Here is a 23,505-nt window from a genome sequence, read left to right on the forward strand (position 1 = left end):
GACCGCAGGGGGAGGGCGCCGTGGACGACCGTGAGCCCGCCTGGGTGCTCGCCATGCGCCAGCTGGCCACCGAGGCGAGGCAGCGCCGCGAGGACGGCGTCCGAGCCGGGTTCCGCCTCGGCGCCGCGACGAGCCGCCCCGCCGTGAGCCGGCCGGCCCCGCCCCCGGACGACGACCATGGCTGATCTCGTCGAGCTGCTCCTCGCAGCGCACGGCGGGCTGGACCACTGGCTGGTGGCCGAACGGATCACCGGGCGGCAGCGGACCGGCGGGCGCCTGGGGGCCGTGAAAGGGCAGCCGGACATGCTGGCCGACGTCGAGGTGTCCGTGGAGCTGCACCGCGAGCGAACCTCGTACACGCCCTTCCCGGGGCCGGGGCAGCGCACGATCGTCACCCCGGGCCGGGTCCACGTCGAGAGCGAGGGCGGCCGGACGCTCGAGTCCCTGCCGGACCCGCGGGCGTCGTTCACCGGCCACGGGTTCACGACGCCGTGGACGGCGCTGCAGCAGGCCTACGTCGGCGGGTACGCGATGTGGACCTGGCTCACGGAGCCGTGGCACCTGACCTCCCCCGGGGTGCGCACGGAGGAGATCGATCCGTGGACCGAGGGCGGTAGGCGGCTGCGCCGGTTGCTGGTCACCTATCCGGTCACCATGGCCACGCACAGCCGCGAGCAGGTGCTGCACGTCGACGGCGACGGGCTGATCCGTCGCCGGGACTACAGCATCGACGTGGCCGGCGGCCTGCCCGGCGCCGACGTCGTGTGCGGGCACCGCGAGTACTCCGGGTTGGTCATCCCGACCCGGCGGGTCGTGCACGGCAGGGACGCCGCGGACCGCGCGGTGCCCGGTCCGGTCCTCGTCTCGGTGGACCTGGACGACGTCACCGTCACCTGAGCGGCGGCGCCGCCGGTCCTCGACCGCCCGGCTGTGCCCGCAGGGCGTCGCGCAGCTGGGCCCGGTGGGCGATGCCCAGCTTCGGGAAGACTCGGGCCAGGTGGGTCGCCACGGTGCGGGGGGAGAGGGCGGTCCGCGCGGCGATCTCGCGGTTGGTCAGCCCCTCGGCCGCCAGCTCGGCGATCCGCCGCTCCTGCGTGGTGAGCCCGGTCGGGGGTGCCCCTCGGCGCGGCGCCGCGTCGGGTGTGCCGCCGGCAGCCCGCAGCTCGGCCGCAGCAGCGTCGGCCCAGGGGCTCGCGCCGGCGGAGGTCAGCACCTCCAGCGCGGCGGCGAGCTGCTCCCGCGCGGCCGCGATCCGCCGTCGACGGCGCAACCACTCGCCGTAGACCAGCCGGGTGCGGGCCAGTTCCAGCGGCGCGCCACTGCCGAGCCCGGCCGCCAGCGCGCCCGCGTAGGCCTCCCCGGCCTCCTCGCCGACGGAGAGCAGTGCCCTCGCCCGGTGCACGAGGGACCACAGGTAGGGGGAGTCGACGGAGCGGGCCCGGCGCTCGGCGTCGGCGACCGCGGCGGCCGCCGAGTTCCCGCGGCCGGCCCGCACGGCTGCCTCTGCCAGGTCCGCCACCGCCCACGCGGCGGTCGTGGGGTGCTGCCCGACCAGCGCGAACTCCTGCTGCGCGGCCCGGTAACGGCGCTGGTTCATCGCCACCAGCCCGGCGGCCCAGTGCGCCCGGGCGCTCACCACGGCGGTGCGGTGCGATCCGGCCAGCTCCCGGTGGCGGCGCAGGGCCGCCTGCGCTGCGGCGTCCGCACCGCGCCAGGCGTGGACCCGTGCGGCCACGACCTCGGCGGCGGCGGCCAGCAACGGCAGCTCGGCGTCCAGCGCCGTCCGGGCTGCCGCTCCGGCGTCGGCCAGCGCGTCGACCAACTGCCCGCTCAGCACCCGGCTCGCTGCCCGGCCGCACAGGAACGATGCCGCGTCCCCCGGCGCCTCCGCCGGGGCGTGCAGGTGGCAACCGGCGTCCCAGGCCGCCTGGGCCGCCGGCACGTCGTGCAGCGCCTCCGCCATCGCTGCGAGGCTGGCGAGCGCCCACGGGTACCGGGCCCGGACGACGTCCAGCAGCTCCAGCGGGGCGGACCGGGACTCCGCGGCGCGGGTGGACGGATCGAGCAGCGCCAGGCCGACCGTCTTCAGGGGGTGCGGGGAGTCGTCGAGGGTCTCCAGCCCTCCGCGGACCGCCGCGCGGGTGGCCTCGGGCGCCGCCAGCTCCCAGGCTCGCGTGGCTGCCGCGGCGAGGAGCTGGACACGGGCCTCGGGATGGTCACGCCCCGACGGCCCGCCCAGGCGTCCGGCCACCGCCACCAGCTCCTCCGGGGACCGGCCGACCACCAGGTCGGTCCCGCTGCCGAGTGCCCACTCGGCCAACGTGAGCTCGAGGACGGCGTCACCGTCCTCGGCGAGCGGCATCGCTTCCCGGAGGGCATCGACCGCCTCCCGCGTCAGGCCCGCACGCCGGGCCGACTCCGCGGCGGAGGCCAGCCGGCGGACCCGGTTCCCGAGAGCGGGGGAGAGCGCGGCGGCCCGGCGGCGGGCGGCGAACGCCTCCCACCGGGCACCGCGCTGGAGTGCGCGTGCCGCCGCGGCCTCCAGCCCTGCCGCGACCGACTCGTCCGGGCCGTAGCTGGCCTCCGCGCGGTGCCACGCGACGCGCTCGGGGTCGCCCGCCAGCCCGGCCAGCAGGTGGTGCGCCGCGGCACGCTCCGCCGACGTCGCGGCACCGTAGACGGCCGAGCCGATGAGCGGGTGCCGGAAGGAGAAGTGACCGCCGGTCACCGCCCCCAGGCCCGCGCTCTCGACCGGCCGGAGCAGCGCGACCGCCTCGTCGAAGCCGCCCGCGGCGGCCACGACGCGGAACAGCGGCACCTTCCCGCCGTCCGCGGCTGCCACGAGCAGGAAGTCCCGGCTGGCGGCCGGCAGCTGGTCGAAGGACTCGAGGAACGCCTGCTTCATCCGTGCCGTGGTCGGCAGCTGATCGGGCAGCGCGGGCGCCGCGGCCGGCCGGACGGCGCCGGGCGCGGTCGCCAGCTCGGTGAGCGCGAGCGGGTTCCCGCCGGCCACCGCGACGACCGCCTCGCGCATGCCCGGGTCCGACTCCGGGGCGACGGCCTCGAGCAGCCGACGGGACTCCGCCTCGGTGAGCGGCGCCACGGTGAGCCGACGGCCCGGGAAGTCCGCCGGGGGGACGGGCGCATCGGGGCGGCTCCGCACCGTGGCGAGGAGCAGCAGCGGCAGGTCGGCCAACCTGCGGGCGAGGAAGACCAGCACGTCGATGCTCGACTGGTCGACGTGGTGCAGGTCCTCGACCACGACGAGGGCGGGCCCGGTGGCGACCACCTCCTCCATCAGGCGGAGCACGGCGAGGGAGAGGAGGAGGGGGTCGGGCGCCGGTCCTTCCTCCAGCCCGAACGCCGTCAGCAGCGCGGTCCGCTGGCGCGCGGGGAGGGCGCCGACCCGGTGCAGCGCCGGGTGGAGCAGCTCGTGCAGGGCGGCGAACCCCAGGGACGCCTCGCCCAGGACACCCGAGCACCGGAGCTCCCGGAAGCCGGCCGACCGGGCCATCTCGGCCGCGGCCGCGGCCAGCGCGGTCTTGCCCAGGCCGGCGTCGCCCTCGATGACCAGCGCGAGACCCGTGGCGGCCGCGGTGCGGACCGCCTCGCGCAGCGCGGCGAGCTCCGACTCCCGCCCGATCAGCACCGCCGGTCCCTCCTGCTCCGAGCACGGCCACGCCGTCGGCCCCGGCGGGTGCACGGTAGTCCAGGTTCGGGCCCGGTGGGGCCGGCCGAGCTGCCGGACCGCCCCCGGGGACGTGGCGGGGCAGTCCGGCAGCGCAGTCGATCGACGGATGCCTGGGGACGGGGGAGAGGTGCCAGCGTCTGGCCGTCCGACGGCGCAGCACGCGTCGTCCCGATCTGGGAGGACCGATCCATGACCACTCAGCAGACCCCGCCCGTCGTCCTCGAGCCGGAGTTCCAGCAGCTCGCCGACGCCACCGCCAACCCGCCCTACCTGTACGACCTCGGCCCCGAGGCGGCTCGGAAGGTCCTCGACGACATCCAGTCCGGCGCCGTCGAGAAGCTCCCGGTGGACGAGCACTGGATCACCGTCCCGGCCGGCGTCGGCGACGTGCCGGTCCGGATCGTCCGGCCCACGGGGGCGTCCGGCCGGCTCCCCGTGCTGCTCTACATGCACGGCGGTGGCTGGGTTCTCGGCAATGCGGGCACGCACGACAGGCTGGTCCGCGAGCTGGCCGTCGGCGCCGACACCGCCGTGGTGTTCGTCGAGTACAGCCGGTCACCGGAGGCGAAGTACCCGGTGGCCATCGAGCAGGGTTACGCCACGGCTCGGTGGATCACCGAGCAGGGCGCCGAGCACGGTCTGGACGCCACCCGGCTGGCCGTCGCGGGCGATTCGGTGGGCGGCAACATGGCCGCGGCGCTCACCCTGATGGCCAAGGACCGGGGCGACGTCTCCTTCGTGCACCAGTCGCTCTACTACCCGGTCACCGACGCCGCGATGGACACCCCCTCCTACGTCCGGTTCGCCGAGGGGCCGTTCCTCAGGGCGAAGGCCATGGAGTGGTTCTGGGACGCCTACACCACCGACCCCGCCCAGCGTGCCCAGGTCACCGCGTCGCCACTGCGGGCCACCCCGCAGCAGCTCGCGGGTCTCCCGCCGGCGTTCCTCCTGGTGGCCGAGGCCGACGTCCTGCGGGACGAGGGCGAGGCATACGCCGCCGCGCTGCGCTCGGCCGGCGTCCCGGTGACCACGGTCCGCTACGACGGGGTGCACCACGACTTCATGATGCTCGACCCGGTCAGCCAGACCCTCGGCGCACGCGCCGCCATCGCGCAGTCGATCGCGGTGCTCCGGGCGGCCTTCGGCAAGTGAACGAACAGTCGATCGACGTACGCGAAGCCGCCGCCGCGCTTCCTACGTTCGCTCCACCAGCGCCGCGACGTCGGATCCGATGCACCGGGGCCGCTGTCCACCGAGAGGAAGAGAACGATGACCACCAGCACCCTCGAGACCCGCACGGACCCGACCAAGCCCACCGTGGTGCTCGTCCACGGGGCCTTCGCCGACTCGTCCAGCTGGAACGGCGTGATCACCCGGCTCAGGGCCGACGGTTATCCCGTGGTCGGGGTGGCCAACCCGCTGCGAGACCTGCACCGCGACGCCGAGTTTCTGCGCAGCGTCCTCGACGACGTGGAGGGGCCGATCGTCCTCGCGGGCCACTCCTACGGCGGCAGCGTGATGAGCGAGGCGGCCGACGGCAGTCCGGAGGTGAAGGCGCTGGTGTTCGTCGCCAGCTTCCTCCTGGAGGAGGGCGAGAGCACCGGTGAGCTGGCCGGGAAGTTCCCCGGCAACGAGCTCGGGCCGGCCCTGCGCCCGGTGCCCGTCACCGGTCCCGACGGGCAGCCCGTGGACGACCTCTACATCGAGCAGGAGAAGTTCCGGGCGGTCTTCGCCGCGGACGTGCCGGAGGACGTCGCCGCGCTGATGGCCGTCACCCAGCGTCCCATCATCGCCGACGCGCTCGAGGGGAAGGCGACGAAGGCGGCCTGGAAGACCATCCCCTCCTGGAACCTGATCACGCGCCAGGACCTCGCCGTCCCGGCCGAGTCGCAGCAGTTCATGGGCGAGCGTGCCGGGGCGACGAACGTCGAGATCGACGCCTCCCACGCCGTGACGGTCTCCCAGCCGGAGGCTGTCGCCCGGCTGATCGACGAGGCCGCCCGCGCGACGGTCGGCTGACCGGACGGCGATCGCCACACCGGGCCCGCCCCGTCGTCGAGACGGGAGAGGGCGGGGCGGGCCCCGCACGGATCGGGAGACGGCATGCACGCGCTCGACCTGATCGGCGTCTTCGCCTTCGCGGTCTCCGGCGCCCTGATGGCGATCGCCCGCGACTACGACGTGGTGGGGATCGCGATCCTGGCGGTGGTCACCGCGCTGGGCGGCGGCATCGTCCGCGACCTCGTGCTCGGGACACGCCGCTTCCGGCGTTCAGCAGGTGGCAGTACCTGGTGGTGGCCCTGGCCGCGGCCGCGGTCACCTCCGTCGCCCACCCCTGGCTCGGGCGGCTGAGCCGACCGCTGCTCGTCTTCGACGCGGCCGGCCTGGGGCTCTTCTGCGTCGCGGGGACCGAGAAGGCGCTCGACCACGGGCTCGAGCCGGTGGCGGCCGCCCTGCTCGGGGTCACGACCGCCGTGGGCGGCGGCGTCCTCCGCGACGTCCTCGCCCGCGAGACCCCGGCGCTGTTCCGGGCTGACTCCGAGCTCTACGCGGTGCCGGCGGTGGTCGGGGCGCTCGTCGTCGGCGTCGCGTCGACGTTCGACGCCGACGGCCCGGCGCTGGGCGCCGGGATCGCCGCCGCGATCTTCGCCGTCCGCGTGCTCGCGCTGCAGCGCCACTGGCGCGGTCCGCGGGCGCGCGGGCGGCGATCCCCGGTCGGACCGTCCCCGGTGGGCGGACCGCCACCTTCCTGACGGGACGAGCCTCCCTGATGCAACGAGAGGAACGCCTTGACACCGGACGAGCGGTACGACGTGGTGGTCGTCGGCGGTGGCGCCGCCGGCCTGAGCGGGGCGCTCGCCCTCGCCCGGGCGCGACGCGGCGCGGCGCGGCGTGGTGGTGGTGGACGCCGGCAGCCCGCGCAACGCACCGGCGGAACAGGTGCACGACGTGCTGGGCCGCGAGGGGACGCCGCCGGCGGAGCTGGTGGCGATCGGTCGCCGCGAGGTGGAGGGCTACGGGGGCACCGTGGCGGAGGGCCGGGTCTCCGCGATGAGGCTGGTGGACGGTGACGGGCTTACCCGCCCGGGGTGCCGCGGAGGAGATGCTGGCCGAGTCGGTCCCGGAGGGGACCGTGCCGTCTGGCCGGGGAGAGCCCGGCTCTGATTTGGAAGGTGGGAGAACTCCCACTTCGTGGTGTCCGAGGGAGTGTTGGACACTTAGAAGTGGGAGCCGTCCCACCTGCAGCCTCCGCGGGGGCGGAGGAGCGCGGTGCACGCGGCTTCATGGACATGGTCGGAACGTAGCGCGCCGGACGGACGGGCCTGATCGAAAACGGGTGGGGCTCAGCTGCTCAGTACCGCTGGTCGCCGAGGATGACCGCATCAGGGGCGCCGTGTCGGCTCCACCCTCGCCGTGACGCCACCGAAGAGCGCGATCGCGTTCAGCCGGAGCACTGGCAGGTCCGAGGTAGGCGCCGCACTCGGCTTGGCGCTCGAGCCACCGAAGAGGGAGAAGCCGCCGATCGTCTCCACCCGCATCCCCTCGGGCATAATGATCTTCACCCCGCCGAACACGGCCCAGGCACGCAGATCCAACAGGTCCGGCGGCAGCTCGGCCTCGCGCAGATCTAGCTCCACACCCCCGAACAGCGCCAGCACGGTCTGCCGTGGGGCCGGGCGCCACCGTCCCCTGCGCTCGGTGCCCCCGAAGATGCCCACGATCGGTGCCGCCGTGGCGGGCTGCTCAGCAGCTGGCTGCCGTTGCGCGGCGCTAGTGCTCGCGAGGTCCTCGACAAGCGCCATCAGTTCACCGCGGGTGCGCGCGGTGTGTGCCACCTCAGACCGGTGGTGCACCTGCTGCGAGTCGAGTCGGCCGTCCCTGGCCGCCGATGTGAGCTGTTCGATGACCGCCTGACGGTCCTTGTCAGAGACCGGCATCGCTTCGTCCGTTGCGTCAGGACCCTCGGTCGCCATGACCGCACGGTAGCTGCGACCGGCGTCTCGAGACGCTGGCGCGGCCTCCTCCGGCGGCGACTGAGAACTCGTCGTGCGCCGGGAGGGGCAGGCCGGTGACGTTCGCGCCCGCCGGGACGTCGGCACTTGTGAGCGTGGTCACCGAGGCGCGTCGTCGCGGGCGCGCGCCGCCACCCCAGCGTCCTGCACAAGCCAGCCCGCGGCGCTTGAGGCGTACCAGTCCGGGCAGCCGCCCGGGCGTCGAGCCTCGGGAGCCGACGGTCGTCCCGCTCGATGGGTGCTCCCCGGCGACGTCGAGCGGGTGCGGGCACCCCGCCACGGGGGTCGGCGGCGGGTGCTTACGGCACGACCGGAGTCACAGCGCCTCGCCTGGTTGACAAGTCTGTCAAGTAGTAAAGTAAGCGCGTGCCCTTCACCCCTGGCCGTCCGATCGCGGAGGCGAAGGCTGATTTGTTCAAGGCCCTGGGCCACCCCGGTCGGGTGCGCATCCTCGAGTTGCTTGCCGAGGGCGAGCACACCATCGGCGAGCTCGCCACCGGAACGGGGATGGAGCTGTCGCACCTGTCGCAGCAGGTGACGGTGCTGCGCAAAGTAGGGGTCGTCGACAGCCGGCGAGTGAAGAACACGGTCATCTGCTCGCTGCGCGACCCGCAGACGGCGGAGCTGCTGGCGGTCGCCCGGAGGATGCTCACCCGCACGCTGCGAGACGACCAGGAGTTGCTCCAGGCGCTCGGTCGGGCGGACGACGCGGTCGCACTCGCCGATCCGGGACGGTCCCCGGCGTGATCGGGGAAGGGCGGCGGACCGTCCCTCGCGTACTGCGGCCCGTTCTGGCGCTGTTGCCCCGGCGTGCGGACTACGCCGGCCTGCGCCGCTCGTGGCCCCGCGACCTTGCCGCCGGGGTCACGGTCGGCGTGGTCGCCCTGCCGCTGGCGCTGGGCTTCGGTGTGGCGTCAGGTGTGGGACCGGCTCCCGGTTTGGTCACCGCTGTGGTGGCCGGTGCGGTGGCGGCGGTGTTCGGCGGTTCGTCCCTGCAGGTGTCCGGGCCAACCGGTGCCATGACCGTGGTGCTGGTCCCGTTGGTGGCCAGGCACGGACCCGGCGTGGTCTACCCGGTAGCGGTCATGGCCGGAGTGCTCGTGGTGGCCGGGGCCGTGCTGCGCTTGGGGCGGCTGCTGGCGTTCGTGCCGTGGCCGCTGGTGGAGGGCTTCACGCTCGGCATTGCGGTGGTGATCGCGGCACAGCAGGTGCCCAGCGCTCTCGGCGTTGCACGACCGGACGTCGAGAACGCCGTGGGTGCTGCAGCTGCGGCGGTGGCACAGTTCGCAGCGCGGCCCGACTGGGTGGTTCTCGGGCTGCTGGCGCTGTCCGTGCTCCTGACCGCTGCCCTGCCCCGGTTGCACCGGTCGCTGCCGGCTAGCCTGCTGGCGGTCGCCGTCGTCACGCTCGTCGTCGAGGTGTCCGGGGCGCACGTCGCCCTGATCGGATCGTTGCCCTCCTCGCTGCCGCTGCCGGCGCTCCCCGACCTCGGCAACGCCGGCGACCTGGCCGGTGCGGCTGCCATCGTGGCGTTCCTCGCCGCTCTGGAGAGTCTGCTGTCCGCGCGGGTCGCCGACGGCATGAGCGATGCCGCGCGGCACGATCCCGACCGGGAACTGTTCGGGCAGGGGTTGGCCAACGTGGCGTCGGGGCTGTGCGGAGGCATGCCGGCCACCGGAGCCATCGCGCGGACGGCGGTCAACGCCCGGGCCGGCGCCAGCACCCGCGTCGCGGCGCTGACCCACGCGCTGGTGCTGGCCGCGATCGTCTACGCCGCCTCGGGACTGGTCGGGAGGATCCCGCTGGTCGCGCTGGCCGGCGTCCTGCTGGTGACCGCTTACCGGATGGTCGAACGGCACACCGCCCGGGCGGTGTTGAGCTCCACCCCCGGCGACGCGCTCGTCTTTCTCCTGACCGCGCTGGGCACCGTCGCCTTCGATCTGGTCACAGCCGTCGAGGTGGGACTGGGCGTCGCGATGCTGCTCGCCGTCGTGCGGCTGGCCCGCACCGCCCGCGCGGTTCCCGAGATGCTGACCGACGACGGGCTCGACAGCGCCACCGAGCACGCGCTGCTCGAGGGACACGTGCTGGCGTACCGGCTCGACGGCCCTCTATTCTTCGCCGTCGCGGACCGGTTTCTCCGCGAGATCACCGCGACGTCCGCCGTACGGGTCGTCATCCTGCGGCTGGGGTCGATGGCGATGCTCGACGCCACCGGCGCCCACGTGCTTGACGAGATCGTCGAGGACCTGCACCGGCGAGGCGTCACGGTCCTGGTGAAGGGTGCCAGCGACGAGCATCAGCGACTGCTCGCCGCGGTCGGCACACTCGCTCCGCTGGTCGATCGGGGACACGTCTTCGACACCTTCCCCGAGGCCGTCGCGCACGCCGCCAGGCACGTCGCCACCGAGGTCGATCCCGCCGGCGTGGCTACGGACCGAAACCGCGGCCCTCGAGCCGCCCAGCCCGACCAGCAGGTCATCCAGGTCACCCCGACCGCCGACCCGTCTCCAACCGTGCCGAACGAAAGGCTGAGCTGTGATCGACGTTGACGCCGTGCTCGATGAAGCAGGGGTGAGGAACGGTCGCGTCCGCGACTTCGTCCGCCAGTGGGCAGAGCACACCGGCGCGGCTCGGGTCGAGGTGGTCAACGCCTCCGACGACGCCCGGCTGATCCAGGAGGCGCTGGAGGCGGGCGAGCTCCGGCCCGCGGGGGAGGGGCGCTACTACTCCCGCAGCCACCCCAAGGACACCGCGCGCTCCGAGGAGCGCACCGTCGTCGCGACGAACCGCGAGTCGGACAAGGGCGTCTACAACAACTGGAAGCCCGCCTCGGAGATGCGCCCGCTGCTGACCGAGCGCATGAAGGGCGCCTCGGCCGGCAAGACGATGTACGTCGTCCCCTACCTGATGGCCCCGCCCGGCTCCCCGCTGGAGTCCTACGCGACCGGCGTCGAGCTGACCGACACCCGCACCGTCGTGCTGCACATGATCCGGATGGCGCGCGTCGGCGTCGAGTTCGTCAACGACCTCGCCGACCAGAACAGCTTCGTCCGCGGCGTGCACGTCACCGGCGACCTGGACAACCTGGGCCACGGCACCGCCGACGACCAGCGCTACTTCGTGACCGTCGCCGACGAGCGCACGATCCTGCACTACGGCTCGTCCTACGGCGGCAACGCGCTGCTGGGCAAGATCGCCCACGGCCTGCGCCAGGGCGCCTACGACGGCTGGGTCTCGGGCGAGTTCCTCGCCGAGCAGTTCATGCTGCTGGGGATCACCGACAAGCAGACCGGGAAGACGTGGCACATCTGCGGTGGCTTCCCCAGCGCCTCGGGCAAGACCAACCTCGCCATGATGCTGGCCCCCGACGCGCTGGGGGACCGCTACCACGTCACCTTCTACGGCGACGACATCGCGTGGCTGCGCGTGGACGAGGACGGGAAGATCTACGGGATCAACCCGGAGAACGGCGTCTTCGGCGTCGCCAAGGACACGAACGAGGCGACCAACCCGACCGCGGTGCGGTCCATCGCCGAGGGCACCGGCACGATCTTCACCAACGTCGCCTACAACGACCAGACGCAGGACGTCTGGTGGGAGGGCAAGAGCCCCGAGCCGCCGGCGGACGTCACCGGCTGGCGCGACTGGCAGGGCAACCTCATCAGCGAGCGGTCCGAGGCGGAGCAGGGCGCGCCCTGGGCGCACCCGAACAGCCGGTTCACCACCACGCTGGCCAACGTCCCGAACATGGCGCCGGACTACGAGGCCCCCCAGGGCGTGCCGATCGACGCGATCATCTTCGGCGGCCGCACCCGTGACCGCGAGCCGCTGATCCGCGCGATCACCGATCTCGCCGAGGGCGTCTACGACGGCCTGACCCTCGGCGCGGAGGCCACCTTCGCGGCCGAGGGCACCGAGGGAGTGCTGCGCTACGACCCCATGTCGATGCGCCCGTTCATGGCCACGCCGGAGGCCGCCTACGCCGCGCACTGGCTGAAGGTCATCGGTGCGGCCAAGGAGCAGCCGCTGTTCGCCCACGTCAACTGGTTCCAGCGCGATCCGCAGGACGGGCACTTCCTGTGGCCGGGGTACCGGGACAACCTGCGCCCGCTGCTGTGGCTCATGAAGCTCAAGGACGGTGAGGTGACCGGGCGGCAGACGCCGGTCGGGATCGTGCCCACCGCCGAGGAGCTCGAGCTCGGGGGCATGGATCTGCAGCCCGGCGACCTGGAGAAGATCCTCAGCATCGACACCGAGCGGTGGCGCCAGGAGATGGGCCACCGCGAGGAGCACCTCAAGCTCTTCCCGGGCATGCCCGAGGAGATCTGGGAGGCGCACCGCCGCGTCGCCGCCGCCCTCGACGCCGAGCGGGATAAGTGACCTGCACCGAATGACCACGACGAGGACCCCGCAGCCACCCGGCTGCGGGTCCCATCGTCTCGCGCCCGGTCCCGGGCAGGTGCATGACGCCCGGTTCGACGGACGGTCGCGGCTGCCCGAGACTCTGCACCGGTGATGGAGCGCAGGTCAGGGTGATCGGACGGGTCCCGGCGGGATGCGAGGGCTTGCTCATCGAGGCCAGGCGAATCTCGTTCCGATCACCCACGGCTGCGCGTTCGTTCCGCGAGATGAGCGCGCCCGGGGCGAAGCGGCGCTGTTCCTCGGCACCGCCCCGTTCCGCCACGGCGCCGAGGCGCACCGCGAAATCGGCGACCTGCTGGCCACCTTCACCCGCCACGACCCGGACGGGACCGTCGCGGGCTGACCGCTGTCAGCGCCCTGCGAGCCGGGCGGGCCCGTTGCGGGGCCGGTCGGGCGTCGTGGCGGCTCGATCGCCGTCAGCCGAAGCGGGCGCCGGTGATCGAGGCCCGTAAGGACTTGCCCTCGTCCTGCCGCTCAATGCCCCACCACCAACCGCACGGAGCCGCGAGCCGTTGGTGACGCCGCCGAACGGGTAGCGCCCGAAGGGCTCGCCGCCGGGGTTGCCCCAGCGAAGCATGAGGAGGCCAAGCAGTGGTCCGCCGGGAGCGATGTCGAACGCGGCGCGCTCCTCGTGTTCGTCGATCCGTCAGTGACGATGGCGTGGTGCTGGTCGGAGCTTGGTGTCCACGTGGCGGCGTGAAACGTGGTCGGCGCCAGGGCCATCTCCCCATCGAGGCGGTCGGCCGCGCTGTGGGTGACGTCGAGTCCGGTTGCGGTCATCACGCGGACCAGTCCGGCGAGCCACCAGTTCATCTGTCCCGTGCTGGAGCTGTACCGGTCGGAACCGGTGACGGGAAACCGAACAGGCGGGCCGTCGCAGCCCACACGAAGCCGGGGGGAGGGGCGAGCACCTGCTGGGCGATGATCGGCCGCGAGGCGCCCAGCAGGATCTGTCCGTGCATGGAGAGGACTACCGACGGCCACAGCGGCGTCCCCAGGGCGATCGCGTGCACCAACCACCGGCGGACCGCCTCCGATGCGCTCGGCAGGCCTGCGGAGTGGGGGTCGGGCAGCGCGCTCATCGTCCCGCCGGCCCGGGAGCCTCCAGCCACAAGTGGGCGGCCGTCACCCGTGCGACCGCCTGGCCGCCCGTCCACGGCGCGTGGCGCGCGTCGTTGGCCCCGCAGCGACCGACGAAGCGCCGGCCCTCCAGCGCGGTCGCGGCGGCCACGATGGGGGTATGACGAGCGCTGCCCATCTGCTGGAGGTGATCCCCGTCGAGGAGTGCTATGCGCTCCTAGCCGACCACAAGGTCGGCCGGATCGGCGTGATCGCCGAGCACCACCCCCTGATCATCCCGGTCAACTACGGGATGGACGGACGGAGCATCGTCATCCGGACCCACCCGGTTTCCACTCTCACCGCGGCCGAACACGCCAACGTGACCTTCGAGGTCGACGAGATCGACCGGGCGACCCGCACCGGCTGGAACGTGCTCGTGCGCGGCCTGGCCGACACACCGATGCGCCGCCTGGGGCAAGTCGTCGGGGCGCCCGGCGACCGACGACGACGAGGCACCGGCACCGAGGACGGCCGGCACATTCGCGTGGGCGTGCCACACCTCCCCATGATCGGGGGAAACCGATGTCCTTGCCGTGGCCGACCTGGAAGTCCAGGTGCCTCTGCTTCGGCCGAGGGGGGATGCCCGTGAGCGCCGGGGAGCTGCGAGACGAGGACGCCGAGAGCATGGATGCCGGCCAGCTGTGCCCGCCGTCGCTCAGCGTCGCGCCGATGGCGCGCTTCTTGAACATGGAGCTGGTCGCCCGGCTGGAGATGGCCGAAGACGGCGTCGACGCCGAGGTGCGGTTCGCCGACGTCGATGGGCGCCTGATCGAGGTCCGCGTGGACGACCGCGACGGCCGGCGGCGCCGCCGCGCGCAGCTGCTGGCGCCGGTCAGCGCGGGGATCGACCGACCGAAGGCATTGCTGCTCGTCTGGCTGCACGGCTTCGACCTGGTCCGCGCGACCAGCACCCGCCCAATGATCCGCGTCGGCGGGCGCCAGGTCTCTACCGGCCGCCTGCCAGGCGCTCGCATGCACCGGCGGCATCTCATCAAGTACGCCGCACCGGTGTGCGCCGTCGAGGTCAACCGCAGCCACGACGGTGCGGTGTCGGCCGTGGGCGCAGGGCGACGCCTGGAGCTCACAGCAGACCGGTCCAGGATCGAGTCCATCGTTGCCGAACAGGGCGGACACAGCGCTCGGATGGTGATCGATCCCGCGCTGCCCGACGTCCGCGCTCTCCCCGACAGATCGGTCGAGGATGGGCGCTGGCAGGTGGCGGTCGACGGCGTCCGGCTGACCGGGGGCGCGTGGTCGGCCGCGCGCAGCGGTGACCAGGTGACGCTCGCCCTGGACGTGACGGAGCGCTGGCGGCCGGGACCCCTGCCGTGGCTGATGCGCGTGGTGACCCTCGTCGTGCCCGTCTTCCGCCGGTGGCCCACGACCTATCGCTGGCGGGCGGTCGTGCAGTTGGGCTCGACTCCGACCATGGCCTCGGGATGGGAGCGCATCATCTCCGACGACGCGCAGGGCTACCGCCGCTGGACTCGGGCATGACCGCGCAGGCCGGGAAGCGGGAGGCGCTGAGGGCCATGGGTCGGCGGCGCGGGTGCCTGGTCCTGTTCGTCCTCGCCGGGGTAGCCGTTCATCTCGCGGTGGTCCGACCGCGCCAGCTGACCTGGGGCGCGACCGCCGCTGAGGTGGCCCGTTCAGTGCCGGGGGACGACCTCGTCACCTCTCCGACGTTCGACGCCACCCGGGCGATCACGATCGCCGCGCCGCCCGAGGAGATCTGGCCATGGCTCGTCCAGGTCGGAGTGACGCGCGCCGGTTGGTACAGCTATGACCTGCTCGACAACCTCGGCCGTCCCAGCGCCCGGAGCGTCGTTCCCAGGCTGCAGCATCTCGCGCCCGGCGACGTCGTGCCGATGAGCCCGGACGGTCGGCAGGGGATGCGGGTCCATTCCATGGATCCGCCGCAGGTCATGGTCTGGGGCACGCCAGGGGACACCACCTGGGCCTGGCGATTGGAACCATGCCCGGACGGGACGACGCGCGTGCTCACCCGGATCCGGTCCCGGATCCGGTCCCGTATCCGGCTGTCTCCCATGTCCATCGCCTGCTCGGTTCTCCTCGAGGTCGCCGACTTCTGGATGATCCGCAAGATGCTCTTGAACCTCCGAGCCCGAGCGGAAGGCTTGGTCGAGGCGGACGGGATCCCCTCGGTCTCCAAGCGTTAGCGGCCTGCTGCGAACTGCCAGGTGGGCGCGGATAGGTCCTCGGCTCCGGCGACCGAGACCCCGTTAGACCGGGCGGCAGGGCGCCGACTGGAGAGCGAAATCCTGCCGCCAACCTGGGACTGACAGCCTGGCGCCATGGCGCCCGAGGGGAAACCGACCCTGTCGTGAGGCGCGGTCGTCGCTGGATGGCGGCGGTCCTACCCGGCTGACGAGGACGAGCCCGCTGGGCCAGTCTGGGCGGGGCGGAGCCGCCTCCCAAGCGTGCGCCCGGTGTGCGCGCTGAGACGGGCGCCGAGGAAGAGGAACAGCTAACCCCGGCACCAAGGTCTTCGTCGGCGTGGCGGGCACGTTCCGGCGTCTCCGCTGCTGCCGTGCTACTCGGGCTCCGCTAGGCCGGCCTCTGCCGCACCCGGATGGGTTCGGCTCGCCCGGAACTGTGGCGTGAGATGCGGGAGCCTGCGGCCGTTGCGTTGCCGCTGTGGCGGTGACGAAGGCTCCCACTCAGCTAGAAAGGTCTCGCAAATCACCGCAGGTGATTGGCCGTGATTAGCCACCTGGCCAGCTCGGAGACGACAGAAATGAGCGTGCCCAGCCGCCGGCCGGAGGCGTCGAGGAACCGGGGTGGCCCGCGAGCGGTCAGGTGCTTCGGTCGCTAGTTCTATGCGGCCGGCCGTTTCCGACCCTGGCTCTTTCGTCCCGGACGTGCCGCGCACCAGCCAGGCCGAGCGCGACGAGCACTCCGCCGACCGCGAGGAAGCCGAACTGCATGCCCGGCAGGAGAATACCGATCGCAGCGAACTGCGCCAGCATCCAGATGACCAACAGCAACCCGACTCCGGCTGCGGCGCGGAAGCCTGCCACGTGGCCGCGGGCCAGCAGCACCACCGCGAGCACCGGCAGCAAGCCGAAGCTGAGGAGGAGCAGCAGGCCCGGAACCGTGTAGTCGTCCAGCAACGGCCATGGGGGGAGCTGATCGGTCGTCATGCCCAGGCCGCTGCCGCTCGGATCGGTGAGAAAGCTGATCCCACCGACCCAGCCCCCGACGATCAGCACCACCAACAGCAGCACCGTGATCCAGCGCAGCGCAGACCTTCCATCCACGGACACTCCCGGTCATCGGTCATCGGTCATCGGTCGTCGGTCGGGTATGGGGAACCGGCGACCACGCTGGGCGCCGCCTTGCCGAGGTGGTCCGCCAACCGGATCCGAAGCTACCGTCCTGCGGGTGCGTCGTCCCTGACACCGGACGCGGACAGGTGGGCGATCACTCCACTGATGAGGAGGTGCCGAGCGCCGACGGACGGCGACAACTACGGTGCGAGGGGTGACGGGCTCTGGGTCGCCGACGGGACGGTCGGCTGCGCCCCGGCTGCTACGAGCAGCCGGGGCGGCGGTGCTCGCCGGGCACGGTCTTATCCACCTGATGGGCGTCGGCTTGCTGTGGCAGTGGGGGGAGCCGGGTGAGCTGCGCTACGGCGACGTGTCGCCGGCGGCCGGTTCGATACCCGGGATGATCGTCGGGGGCATCTGGCTGGCGGCAGCCCTGTTGTTCTTGCTGACCGCGGTGTTGGTGCTGCGGGGTCGGCCGACGTGGCGGCCGGTCGGGCTGCTCGCCGCGCTGGTGTCGATCGCGGTGCTGCTGCCCTCGGCCTCCATCGCGGCGGCCGGTCTACTCGTCGACGCCGCGGTGCTGGTCGCCGTCGCCACTGCCGTCGCCCGGGCACACCGCACCCGCCAGGACGCCGGAGGCCCCCGGTGACCGGCACGTCGGTGCCGCGCGCCGCCCGTAGCGTGCGCGGGGAGTGGGAGCTGCTCAACCACGACACCCCGCAGCCGGGCATCTTCCACCCGGCGATGGTCGCGGACCTGCCCGAACCGGCGCGCCGCTGGCTGACCCACGCGATCGCCCCCGGCACCCCGCTGTGGGAGACAGTGGAGCTCTCCATGCACGGACAGATCCGCATCGGCGCATGGCGCCCCTTCACCGCGCGCCAGGTGCTCGCCCCGCCTCGCGGATTCATCTGGGCCGCGACCGCCCGCTTCCTCGGGATCCCGGTGACCGGTTTTGACCGACTCAGCTCCGGATCCGGCCAGATGCACTGGCGGCTGGGCGGCCTGATCCCGGTCATGTCCGCCACCGGGCCTGACGTCACCCGCAGCGCCGCCGGCCGCCTGGCCGGAGAGATGGCTCTTGCGCCGACCACCTTCCCTGCCGCGACGTGGACAGCTGGCTCCGATGACGACCGCGTCGTCGTCACCTGGCGCATCGATGGGGAGGAGGAGAGCGCCGAGTTCCACATCGGTCCGGACGGCGAGCTGCTTGGCGTCCTCATGCAACGCTGGGGCAACCCGAACGGAGAGCCGTTCGGGCGCTACCCCTTCGGCGTCGACATCGAGGCCGAGCAAACCTTCGCCGGCGTGACCATCGGCTCAGCACTCCGCGCAGGCTGGTGGTGGGGAACCGGCCGACAGCCCGAAGGAGAGTTCTTCCGGGCCCAGATCTCGGCGGCCACGTTCCGGTGAACGACACTGCCGTGACTGGCGAACTTCCTCGTCCCGGAGTGTGCCCTGTCCGCCGGCTTGGGAGCGGGCATCTGCCGTCAGTGGCTGTTCACGCGCGTGAAGCAGGCAGGCCTGTCCGCCCGCCGCGCATCCGACGTGCCACGTCGACAGGGCGAACTGTTCCCAAGGGGCTTGCTTCTGAGGCGTGCAGGCACGGGGCCGTGTCCGTGTCCGACTCGCAACGGCGATAGGGGACCGGTCCCAGGGGGAATCTGCGCAGCGGCCGGGCCGTCACGCCGGGCGAGCCGAACTCAGGACGGATGACGGGGAGGACGGGACCTTGGTCCCTCATGCTGCGCGAGCGCCAGCGGAGATGGTGACGGAGGAGGCGGTCAGTCGACTCAGCCCGTCGTGTCGGAGGAGAGAGCAGCGTGGGTCTCATGGAGGAGGTGGCCGAGTCGGTCACCATTGAGGGCGGGGTGGTGGTCGGCCACGACGGCTCCCAGTGCGCCCAGGAGGCCTTGACATGGGCTGCGCGGCTCGCCGCGCGAGCACGCATGGAGCTCCACGTCGTTCGTGTGTGGCACCTCACGACCGCTCCGCGGCCGGCGACATGGGAACCCGGCTACGTCCCGCCTCTGCGGGACTTCGAGACGGCCGTGCACGACGAGTTGCACGCGCACGTCGCCTCGGCCGGCCTTTCCCTGAGCCCGTCGGTCACCTGTCACGTGTCGCACGGGCCCGCGGTGCGGCAACTGCTGCAAGCAGCTGAAGGAGCGGACCTCCTCGTCGTTGGTGCACGCGGACTGGGGGGCTTCGCGGGTCTGTTGCTCGGCTCGGTCAGCGACCAGTGCATCCGGCACGCGCCGTGCCCGGTCACGGTGGTCCGCAGCGGAACCGGCGGGGAGCAGGCTTCGCTCGCGTCGAACGCGGACAACTCATGACCGGCACGGCGCCAAGTTGGGACGCTGGCCGTCCGGCCCGAAACACGGAGCCCACGGACGTGTTGCTGGCGGACGCCACCGCAGGCAACGGCCCGCTCGACGAGCGGCAACTGCAGGCGCTCGACGCGTGGTGGCGCGCGGCGAACTACCTGTCGGTCGGCCAGATCTACCTGATGGGCAACCCGCTGCTGCGCGAGCCGCTGCGACCGGAACACATCAAGCCGCGATTGCTCGGTCACTGGGGAACCACGCCCGGCCTGAACTTCATCTATGCGCACCTCAACCGGGCCATCGCCGCGCGCGAACTGGACATGATCTACGTGATGGGACCGGGCCACGGTGGGCCCGGACCGGTGGCCGCGGCGTGGCTGGAGGGCACATACAGCGAGGTCTACCCGGACGTGTCGCAGGACGAAGCGGGTCTGCAGCGCCTGTTCACGCAGTTCTCGTTCCCCGGCGGCATCCCCAGCCACGTGGCGCCCGAGACGCCGGGGTCCATCCACGAAGGCGGCGAGCTGGGGTACGCCCTCGTGCACGCCTACGGGGCCGCCTTCGACAACCCCGACCTCGTCGTCGCCGCCGTCGTCGGCGACGGCGAGGCCGAAACCGGACCGCTTGCGGCCAGCTGGCACGCGAACAAGTTTGCTGACCCGGTCACCGACGGCGCCGTCCTCCCGATCCTGCACCTGAACGGGTACAAGATCGCCAACCCGACGGTGCTGGCGCGCATCCCTCGCGAGGAGCTGCTCGAGCTGATGCGCGGCTACGGCCACACGCCCTACCTGGTCGAAGGCGACGACCCGGCGACGATGCACCAGCAGTTCGCCGCCACCCTCGACCGGTGCCTGGACGAGATCGCCGAGATCCGCCGTCGTGCGCGGGAGGACGGCGTCACCGAGCGGCCGCGGTGGCCGATGATCGTGCTGGCCTCGCCGAAGGGGTGGACCGGCCCGGACGTCGTGGACGGGCTCCAGGTCCAGGGGACCTGGCGCTCCCACCAGGTGCCGTTCAAGAACGCCCGCGAGGACGATGGCCATCGCGAGGTGCTGGAGCAGTGGCTGCGCAGCTACCGACCGGAGGAGCTGTTCGACGCCGAAGGGGCACCGGTCCCCGTCGTCCGGCATCTCCACCCGGCGGGCGCCCGGCGTATGAGCGCCAACCCGCACGCCAACGGCGGGGAACTGCTGAAACCCCTGCGTATGCCCGACTTTCGCGACCATGCCGTGCCGGTGCCGGCACCCGGGACCGGAGCGGTCGAGGCCACCCGGGTCCTCGGCACGTTCCTCCGCGAGGTGATGCGGGAGAACATGACCACGTTCCGGGTGTTCGCGCCGGACGAGAACAACTCCAACCGGCTCGGCGCCGTCCTCGACGTCACCGACCGCGCCTGGATGGCGGAGACCGTGGACGGCGACGACCACCTGGCCCCCGGCGGCCGGGTGATGGAGGTGCTCTCCGAGCACCTGTGCCAGGGGTGGCTGGAGGGCTACCTGCTGACTGGGAGGCACGGCTTCTTCTCCTGCTACGAGGCGTTCGTCCACGTCGTCGACTCGATGTTCAACCAGCACGCGAAGTGGCTGAAGACGACCAACGACATCCCGTGGCGGCGACCGATCGCCTCGCTGAACTACCTGCTCACCTCGCACGTGTGGCGCCAGGACCACAACGGCTTCTCCCACCAGGACCCCGGCTTCATAGACCACGTCGTCAACAAGAAGGCCGACGTCATCCGCGTCTACCTGCCCCCCGACGCGAACACCCTGCTCTCGGTGGCCGACCACTGCCTACGCACCCAGCAGTACGTGAACGTCATCGTCGCGGGCAAGCAGCCGGCGCTGCAGTACCTCGACGTCGACGCCGCGGTCGAGCACTGCACCAAGGGCATCGGCATCTGGTCCTGGGCGAGCACGGACGAGGGGGAGGAGCCCGACGTCGTCCTCGGCTGCGCCGGCGACGTCCCCACCATGGAGACCCTCGCGGCCGTAGACCTCCTCCGGGGGCTCTTTCCGGACCTGCGCATCCGGGTTGTCAACGTGGTGGACCTCATGCGGTTGCAGGACGACCGGCAGCATCCGCACGGGTTGTCCGACCGCGAGTTCGACGCCTACTTCACCACCGACAAGCCGGTGATCTTCGCTTACCACGGCTATCCCTGGCTGATCCACCGGCTCACCTACCGCCGGGCCAACCACGACAACTTCCACGTACGCGGCTACGTCGAGGAAGGGACGACGACCACGCCCTTCGACATCTGCGTCATGAACGGCATCGACCGCTACGACCTGGCCATCGACGTGATCGACCGGGTGCCCCGGCTCCGCACGATCGGCGCCCACGCTCGCGATCGGCTCCGCGACCAGCTCATCGAGCACCGGCAGCACGTGCGCACCCACGGCGAGGACCTCCCGGAGATTCGCGACTGGCAGTGGTCCGGGCGCCGGGGGCCGGTGACCACCGACGCGGGTCCGATGGAGGAGCCTGAGCCGTGAGGGTCCTCGTCGTCAACGCCGGCTCCAGCAGCCTCAAGCTCAGCCGCCTCGACGACGACGGGGCCGTCTCGGCGGCGACCACCGTCGAGAGCTGGCAGGGCGCGGGACACCTGCAACCGCTCGCCGACTTCATCGCGACATGCGGGTCGGTCGACGCGGTCGGGCACCGCGTGGTGCACGGAGGGCCGCGGTACGCCGGGCCGGTGGTCGTGGACGACCGGGTCACCACCTACCTCTACTCGGTGAGCCACCTGGCGCCGTTGCACAACCCGCGGGCGCTCGCCGCGATCCGGGCGACCGGGGAGCTGCTGCCAGACATCCCGGCCGTGGCGGCGTTCGACACGGGCTTCCACGCGTCGCTGCCGCGGGCGGCCGCCACCTACGCGCTGCCGCGCGAGTGGAACGAACGCTGGGGACTGCGCCGGTACGGCTTCCACGGGCTGTCGCACGCCTGGGCGGTGCGGCGCGGGGCCGAGCTCGTGGGCCGGGATGCCGCGGAGCTGCGGATCGTCTCCTGCCACCTCGGCGCCGGCGCCTCGCTGGCCGGCGTCCGGGGCGGGATCTCCGTCGACACGACCATGGGCTTCACCCCGCTAGCGGGTCTGGTGATGAACACCCGCCCGGGCACGCTGGACCCCGGTCTCCTGCTCTGGCTGCTCGAGCACGGGCACGTCCCGCTGCTCGAGCTCGGCGACGTCTTGGAGCACCACGCCGGCCTCAAGGGACTGTCGGGAACCACGGGCGACCTCCGCGACGTCCTCGTCGGACGGGCGGCCGGGGACGACGGCTGCGCCCTCGCATTCGATGTCTACGTGCACCGGCTGGTGCGCGAGGCGGCGGCCATGACCGCCGCCACCGGCGGTCTGGACCTGCTGGTGCTCACCGGCGGGGTCGGCGAGCACTCTCCAGAGGTGCGGGCGGCGCTGGCCGCGGGACTGGGACACCTCGGTGTCGCGCTGGACGACGCGGGCAACAGGTCCGCGACCGATGACGCGGACATCGGCGCGGCGGGCGCGACCGTGCGGACGGCCGTCGTCACGGCGCGGGAGGACCTTGAGATCCGGCGGCTAGTGCTCGCCGTCCTGGAGGAGTGACACTGGCGCCGGTACCGGGTCCTGCGCCTGAATCCCGAGGTGGTGAGCTGAGCGGGACATCGACCGAGCGCTGATGGGGTTGCGCGCTCGACGACCCCGTGGTGTCGGTGCGGCTGGCGGTGGACGTCCCGTCTCCTGCGGATCCGCCGCTGGAGAAGCTCCGGCTGCGGGCCCATGGCGATCAACGGATCACAGCCGTGTTCGCCGGGCAGCACGGCGACGGCAGCTGGGGGCCCTCCGGAGATGCCTCCCGCCGGGTGCTCCCCACCCTGTGGCGGACGAGCCTGCTCGCCGAGCTGGGCGTGGGCGCCGGATCAGACGGTTGGCAGGCCGCGGTCGGATTCCTGTCGCGATCCGCCGCCACGGGCGACGGCGTCTTCTCGCGCACGGGGACACCAGACGGCGTCCTCGCCAGCTATGTCGGCTGGCCGCCACCACGTACCTGCTCGGTGGGCGCACCGACCTCGCCGAGCCGCAGATCGCATGGGACGGTCCGGCATCAGGAAGTCCGCCGCGGGCGCGCGGTCGTTCCGGCCGGGGGACGTCGTCCTCTACCGGCCCCATGTCCGGACGCGCTACGGCGGGTGCATGGCCGAGCCGACCACGTGTCTGGTCGGCCTGACCAGAACGGCCGGGCGCTCGAGTTGTGGCGCCGGCACCGTCGGCATCCGGCCGTCGATGAACTGCTCGGCTCGATCCGCGAGGCATTTCTGGAGCGCCGCCTCTTCCAGCGCGTCGACGGATCGGTGGTACCCATCGGCACGCCGACCGCGCGCCCGGGGGAGTGGCTGCTGCCCACCTTCCCGCTCGACTGGCGTCCCGATCTCATCGAGGTCGTGGACCTGGTGGCGCGGACGGGCCCGGCGGACGACCGAATGCGGCCCGCCGTCGACCTGCTGGAGGGTTCCGTCTGGCCGACGGCACGTGGCCGCTGATGCGAGCCTTCTGGCCCCCGCAGCTGACGCCCCTGGAACGGAGACCCGAACCCTCCTCGGCGTACCAGCCCTCGCGGCCGGTGCGCTCGATGACCGCCGCATGTGGCGCC

22 protein-coding genes and 1 pseudogene are annotated in these 23,505 nt (G+C 72.6%); 19 read left to right on the forward strand and 4 right to left on the reverse strand.

Features of this window, described 5'->3' with window-relative positions:
- Nucleotides 1-20 precede the first annotated feature (20 nt).
- Nucleotides 21-185 (forward strand): hypothetical protein, encoded by a 165-nt coding sequence (locus ACI79S_RS07025; RefSeq protein WP_456592723.1) that lies wholly within the window; start codon nt 21-23, stop codon nt 183-185.
- Nucleotides 178-897: a hypothetical protein gene (locus ACI79S_RS07030; protein ID WP_456592724.1), complete on the forward strand. Its 720-nt coding sequence runs from the start codon at nt 178-180 to the stop codon at nt 895-897. The genes ACI79S_RS07025 and ACI79S_RS07030 overlap by 8 nt, the downstream gene beginning before the upstream one ends.
- Here ACI79S_RS07030 and ACI79S_RS07035 read toward each other — a convergent pair.
- On the reverse strand, nt 890-3,649 hold the full coding sequence (locus ACI79S_RS07035; protein ID WP_456592725.1) for an AAA family ATPase: 2,760 nt from the start codon (nt 3,647-3,649) through the stop codon (nt 890-892). The two genes, ACI79S_RS07030 and ACI79S_RS07035, sit on opposite strands and share 8 nt — an antisense overlap.
- Before the next feature lie 231 nt (nt 3,650-3,880).
- Between ACI79S_RS07035 and ACI79S_RS07040 the strand changes: the two genes are divergently transcribed.
- From ACI79S_RS07040 to ACI79S_RS07055, 4 genes are all read left to right on the forward strand, one after another.
- On the forward strand, nt 3,881-4,843 hold the full coding sequence (locus ACI79S_RS07040; protein ID WP_456592726.1) for an alpha/beta hydrolase: 963 nt from the start codon (nt 3,881-3,883) through the stop codon (nt 4,841-4,843).
- 117 nt (nt 4,844-4,960) lie between these two features.
- Nucleotides 4,961-5,710 carry an alpha/beta fold hydrolase gene (locus ACI79S_RS07045; RefSeq protein ID WP_456592727.1) on the forward strand — a complete coding sequence of 250 codons (750 nt, stop codon included), beginning with the start codon at nt 4,961-4,963 and terminating at the stop codon, nt 5,708-5,710.
- A gap of 84 nt (nt 5,711-5,794) precedes the next feature.
- Nucleotides 5,795-6,043 (forward strand): trimeric intracellular cation channel family protein, encoded by a 249-nt coding sequence (locus ACI79S_RS07050; protein ID WP_456592728.1) that lies wholly within the window; start codon nt 5,795-5,797, stop codon nt 6,041-6,043.
- The gene (locus ACI79S_RS07055; protein ID WP_456592729.1) at nt 5,983-6,444 is read left to right on the forward strand and encodes a trimeric intracellular cation channel family protein; all 462 of its coding nucleotides are present in this window, start codon (nt 5,983-5,985) and stop codon (nt 6,442-6,444) included. Before ACI79S_RS07050 ends, ACI79S_RS07055 begins: the two co-directional genes overlap by 61 nt.
- A 630-nt stretch (nt 6,445-7,074) precedes the next feature.
- Here the strand turns inward: ACI79S_RS07055 and ACI79S_RS07060 are convergent.
- Nucleotides 7,075-7,665, reverse strand: coding sequence for a DUF1707 SHOCT-like domain-containing protein (locus ACI79S_RS07060; RefSeq protein WP_456592730.1), 591 nt, complete (start codon nt 7,663-7,665; stop codon nt 7,075-7,077).
- Nucleotides 7,666-8,070: 405 nt separating this feature from the next.
- On the opposite strand from ACI79S_RS07060, the gene ACI79S_RS07065 reads away from it, so the two are divergent.
- The 4 genes from ACI79S_RS07065 to ACI79S_RS07080 all read left to right on the forward strand — a co-directional run bounded on the left by ACI79S_RS07065 (nt 8,071) and on the right by ACI79S_RS07080 (nt 12,472).
- Nucleotides 8,071-8,451, forward strand: coding sequence for an ArsR/SmtB family transcription factor (locus ACI79S_RS07065; RefSeq protein WP_456592731.1), 381 nt, complete (start codon nt 8,071-8,073; stop codon nt 8,449-8,451).
- 53 nt (nt 8,452-8,504) lie between these two features.
- Complete coding sequence (locus ACI79S_RS07070; RefSeq protein ID WP_456592732.1) at nt 8,505-10,256, forward strand: SulP family inorganic anion transporter; 1,752 nt, start codon at nt 8,505-8,507, stop codon at nt 10,254-10,256.
- Nucleotides 10,257-10,260: 4 nt separating this feature from the next.
- Entirely contained in the window at nt 10,261-12,087 is a 1,827-nt protein-coding gene (locus tag ACI79S_RS07075) for a phosphoenolpyruvate carboxykinase (GTP) (protein ID WP_456592733.1), read from the forward strand.
- Between the two features lie 175 nt (nt 12,088-12,262).
- Entirely contained in the window at nt 12,263-12,472 is a 210-nt protein-coding gene (locus tag ACI79S_RS07080; RefSeq protein WP_456592734.1) for a hypothetical protein, read from the forward strand.
- 131 nt (nt 12,473-12,603) lie between these two features.
- Here the strand turns inward: ACI79S_RS07080 and ACI79S_RS07085 are convergent.
- Nucleotides 12,604-13,211 (reverse strand): annotated as a pseudogene (locus ACI79S_RS07085) (DUF6544 family protein).
- Between the two features lie 158 nt (nt 13,212-13,369).
- Here ACI79S_RS07085 and ACI79S_RS07090 point away from each other — a divergent pair.
- Genes ACI79S_RS07090 through ACI79S_RS07100 form a run of 3 tightly spaced genes read left to right on the forward strand, consistent with a single transcriptional unit; the run spans nt 13,370 to nt 15,431 of the window.
- Nucleotides 13,370-13,840 (forward strand): pyridoxamine 5'-phosphate oxidase family protein, encoded by a 471-nt coding sequence (locus ACI79S_RS07090; protein ID WP_456592735.1) that lies wholly within the window; start codon nt 13,370-13,372, stop codon nt 13,838-13,840.
- Nucleotides 13,837-14,748 (forward strand): hypothetical protein, encoded by a 912-nt coding sequence (locus ACI79S_RS07095; protein ID WP_456592736.1) that lies wholly within the window; start codon nt 13,837-13,839, stop codon nt 14,746-14,748. Before ACI79S_RS07090 ends, ACI79S_RS07095 begins: the two co-directional genes overlap by 4 nt.
- Nucleotides 14,745-15,431 (forward strand): hypothetical protein, encoded by a 687-nt coding sequence (locus tag ACI79S_RS07100; protein WP_456592737.1) that lies wholly within the window; start codon nt 14,745-14,747, stop codon nt 15,429-15,431. Before ACI79S_RS07095 ends, ACI79S_RS07100 begins: the two co-directional genes overlap by 4 nt.
- A 636-nt stretch (nt 15,432-16,067) precedes the next feature.
- Here ACI79S_RS07100 and ACI79S_RS07105 read toward each other — a convergent pair.
- Nucleotides 16,068-16,499, reverse strand: a complete 432-nt coding sequence (locus tag ACI79S_RS07105; RefSeq protein ID WP_456592738.1) for a hypothetical protein — start codon at nt 16,497-16,499, stop codon at nt 16,068-16,070.
- A gap of 355 nt (nt 16,500-16,854) precedes the next feature.
- Between ACI79S_RS07105 and ACI79S_RS07110 the strand changes: the two genes are divergently transcribed.
- From ACI79S_RS07110 to ACI79S_RS07135, 6 genes are all read left to right on the forward strand, one after another.
- Nucleotides 16,855-17,190: a hypothetical protein gene (locus ACI79S_RS07110; RefSeq protein WP_456592739.1), complete on the forward strand. Its 336-nt coding sequence runs from the start codon at nt 16,855-16,857 to the stop codon at nt 17,188-17,190.
- Nucleotides 17,187-17,954: a DUF6544 family protein gene (locus tag ACI79S_RS07115; protein ID WP_456592740.1), complete on the forward strand. Its 768-nt coding sequence runs from the start codon at nt 17,187-17,189 to the stop codon at nt 17,952-17,954. Before ACI79S_RS07110 ends, ACI79S_RS07115 begins: the two co-directional genes overlap by 4 nt.
- A gap of 419 nt (nt 17,955-18,373) precedes the next feature.
- Nucleotides 18,374-18,877, forward strand: coding sequence for a universal stress protein (locus ACI79S_RS07120; RefSeq protein WP_456592741.1), 504 nt, complete (start codon nt 18,374-18,376; stop codon nt 18,875-18,877).
- A 59-nt stretch (nt 18,878-18,936) separates the two neighbouring features.
- Entirely contained in the window at nt 18,937-21,366 is a 2,430-nt protein-coding gene (locus ACI79S_RS07125) for a phosphoketolase family protein (protein ID WP_456592742.1), read from the forward strand.
- Nucleotides 21,363-22,460, forward strand: coding sequence for an acetate/propionate family kinase (locus ACI79S_RS07130; RefSeq protein ID WP_456592743.1), 1,098 nt, complete (start codon nt 21,363-21,365; stop codon nt 22,458-22,460). The genes ACI79S_RS07125 and ACI79S_RS07130 overlap by 4 nt, the downstream gene beginning before the upstream one ends.
- A gap of 101 nt (nt 22,461-22,561) precedes the next feature.
- The gene (locus ACI79S_RS07135) at nt 22,562-23,395 is read left to right on the forward strand and encodes a hypothetical protein (RefSeq protein ID WP_456592744.1); all 834 of its coding nucleotides are present in this window, start codon (nt 22,562-22,564) and stop codon (nt 23,393-23,395) included.
- Nucleotides 23,396-23,505: the final 110 nt, after the last annotated feature.

This window comes from Blastococcus sp. SYSU DS1024, assembly GCF_054050795.1.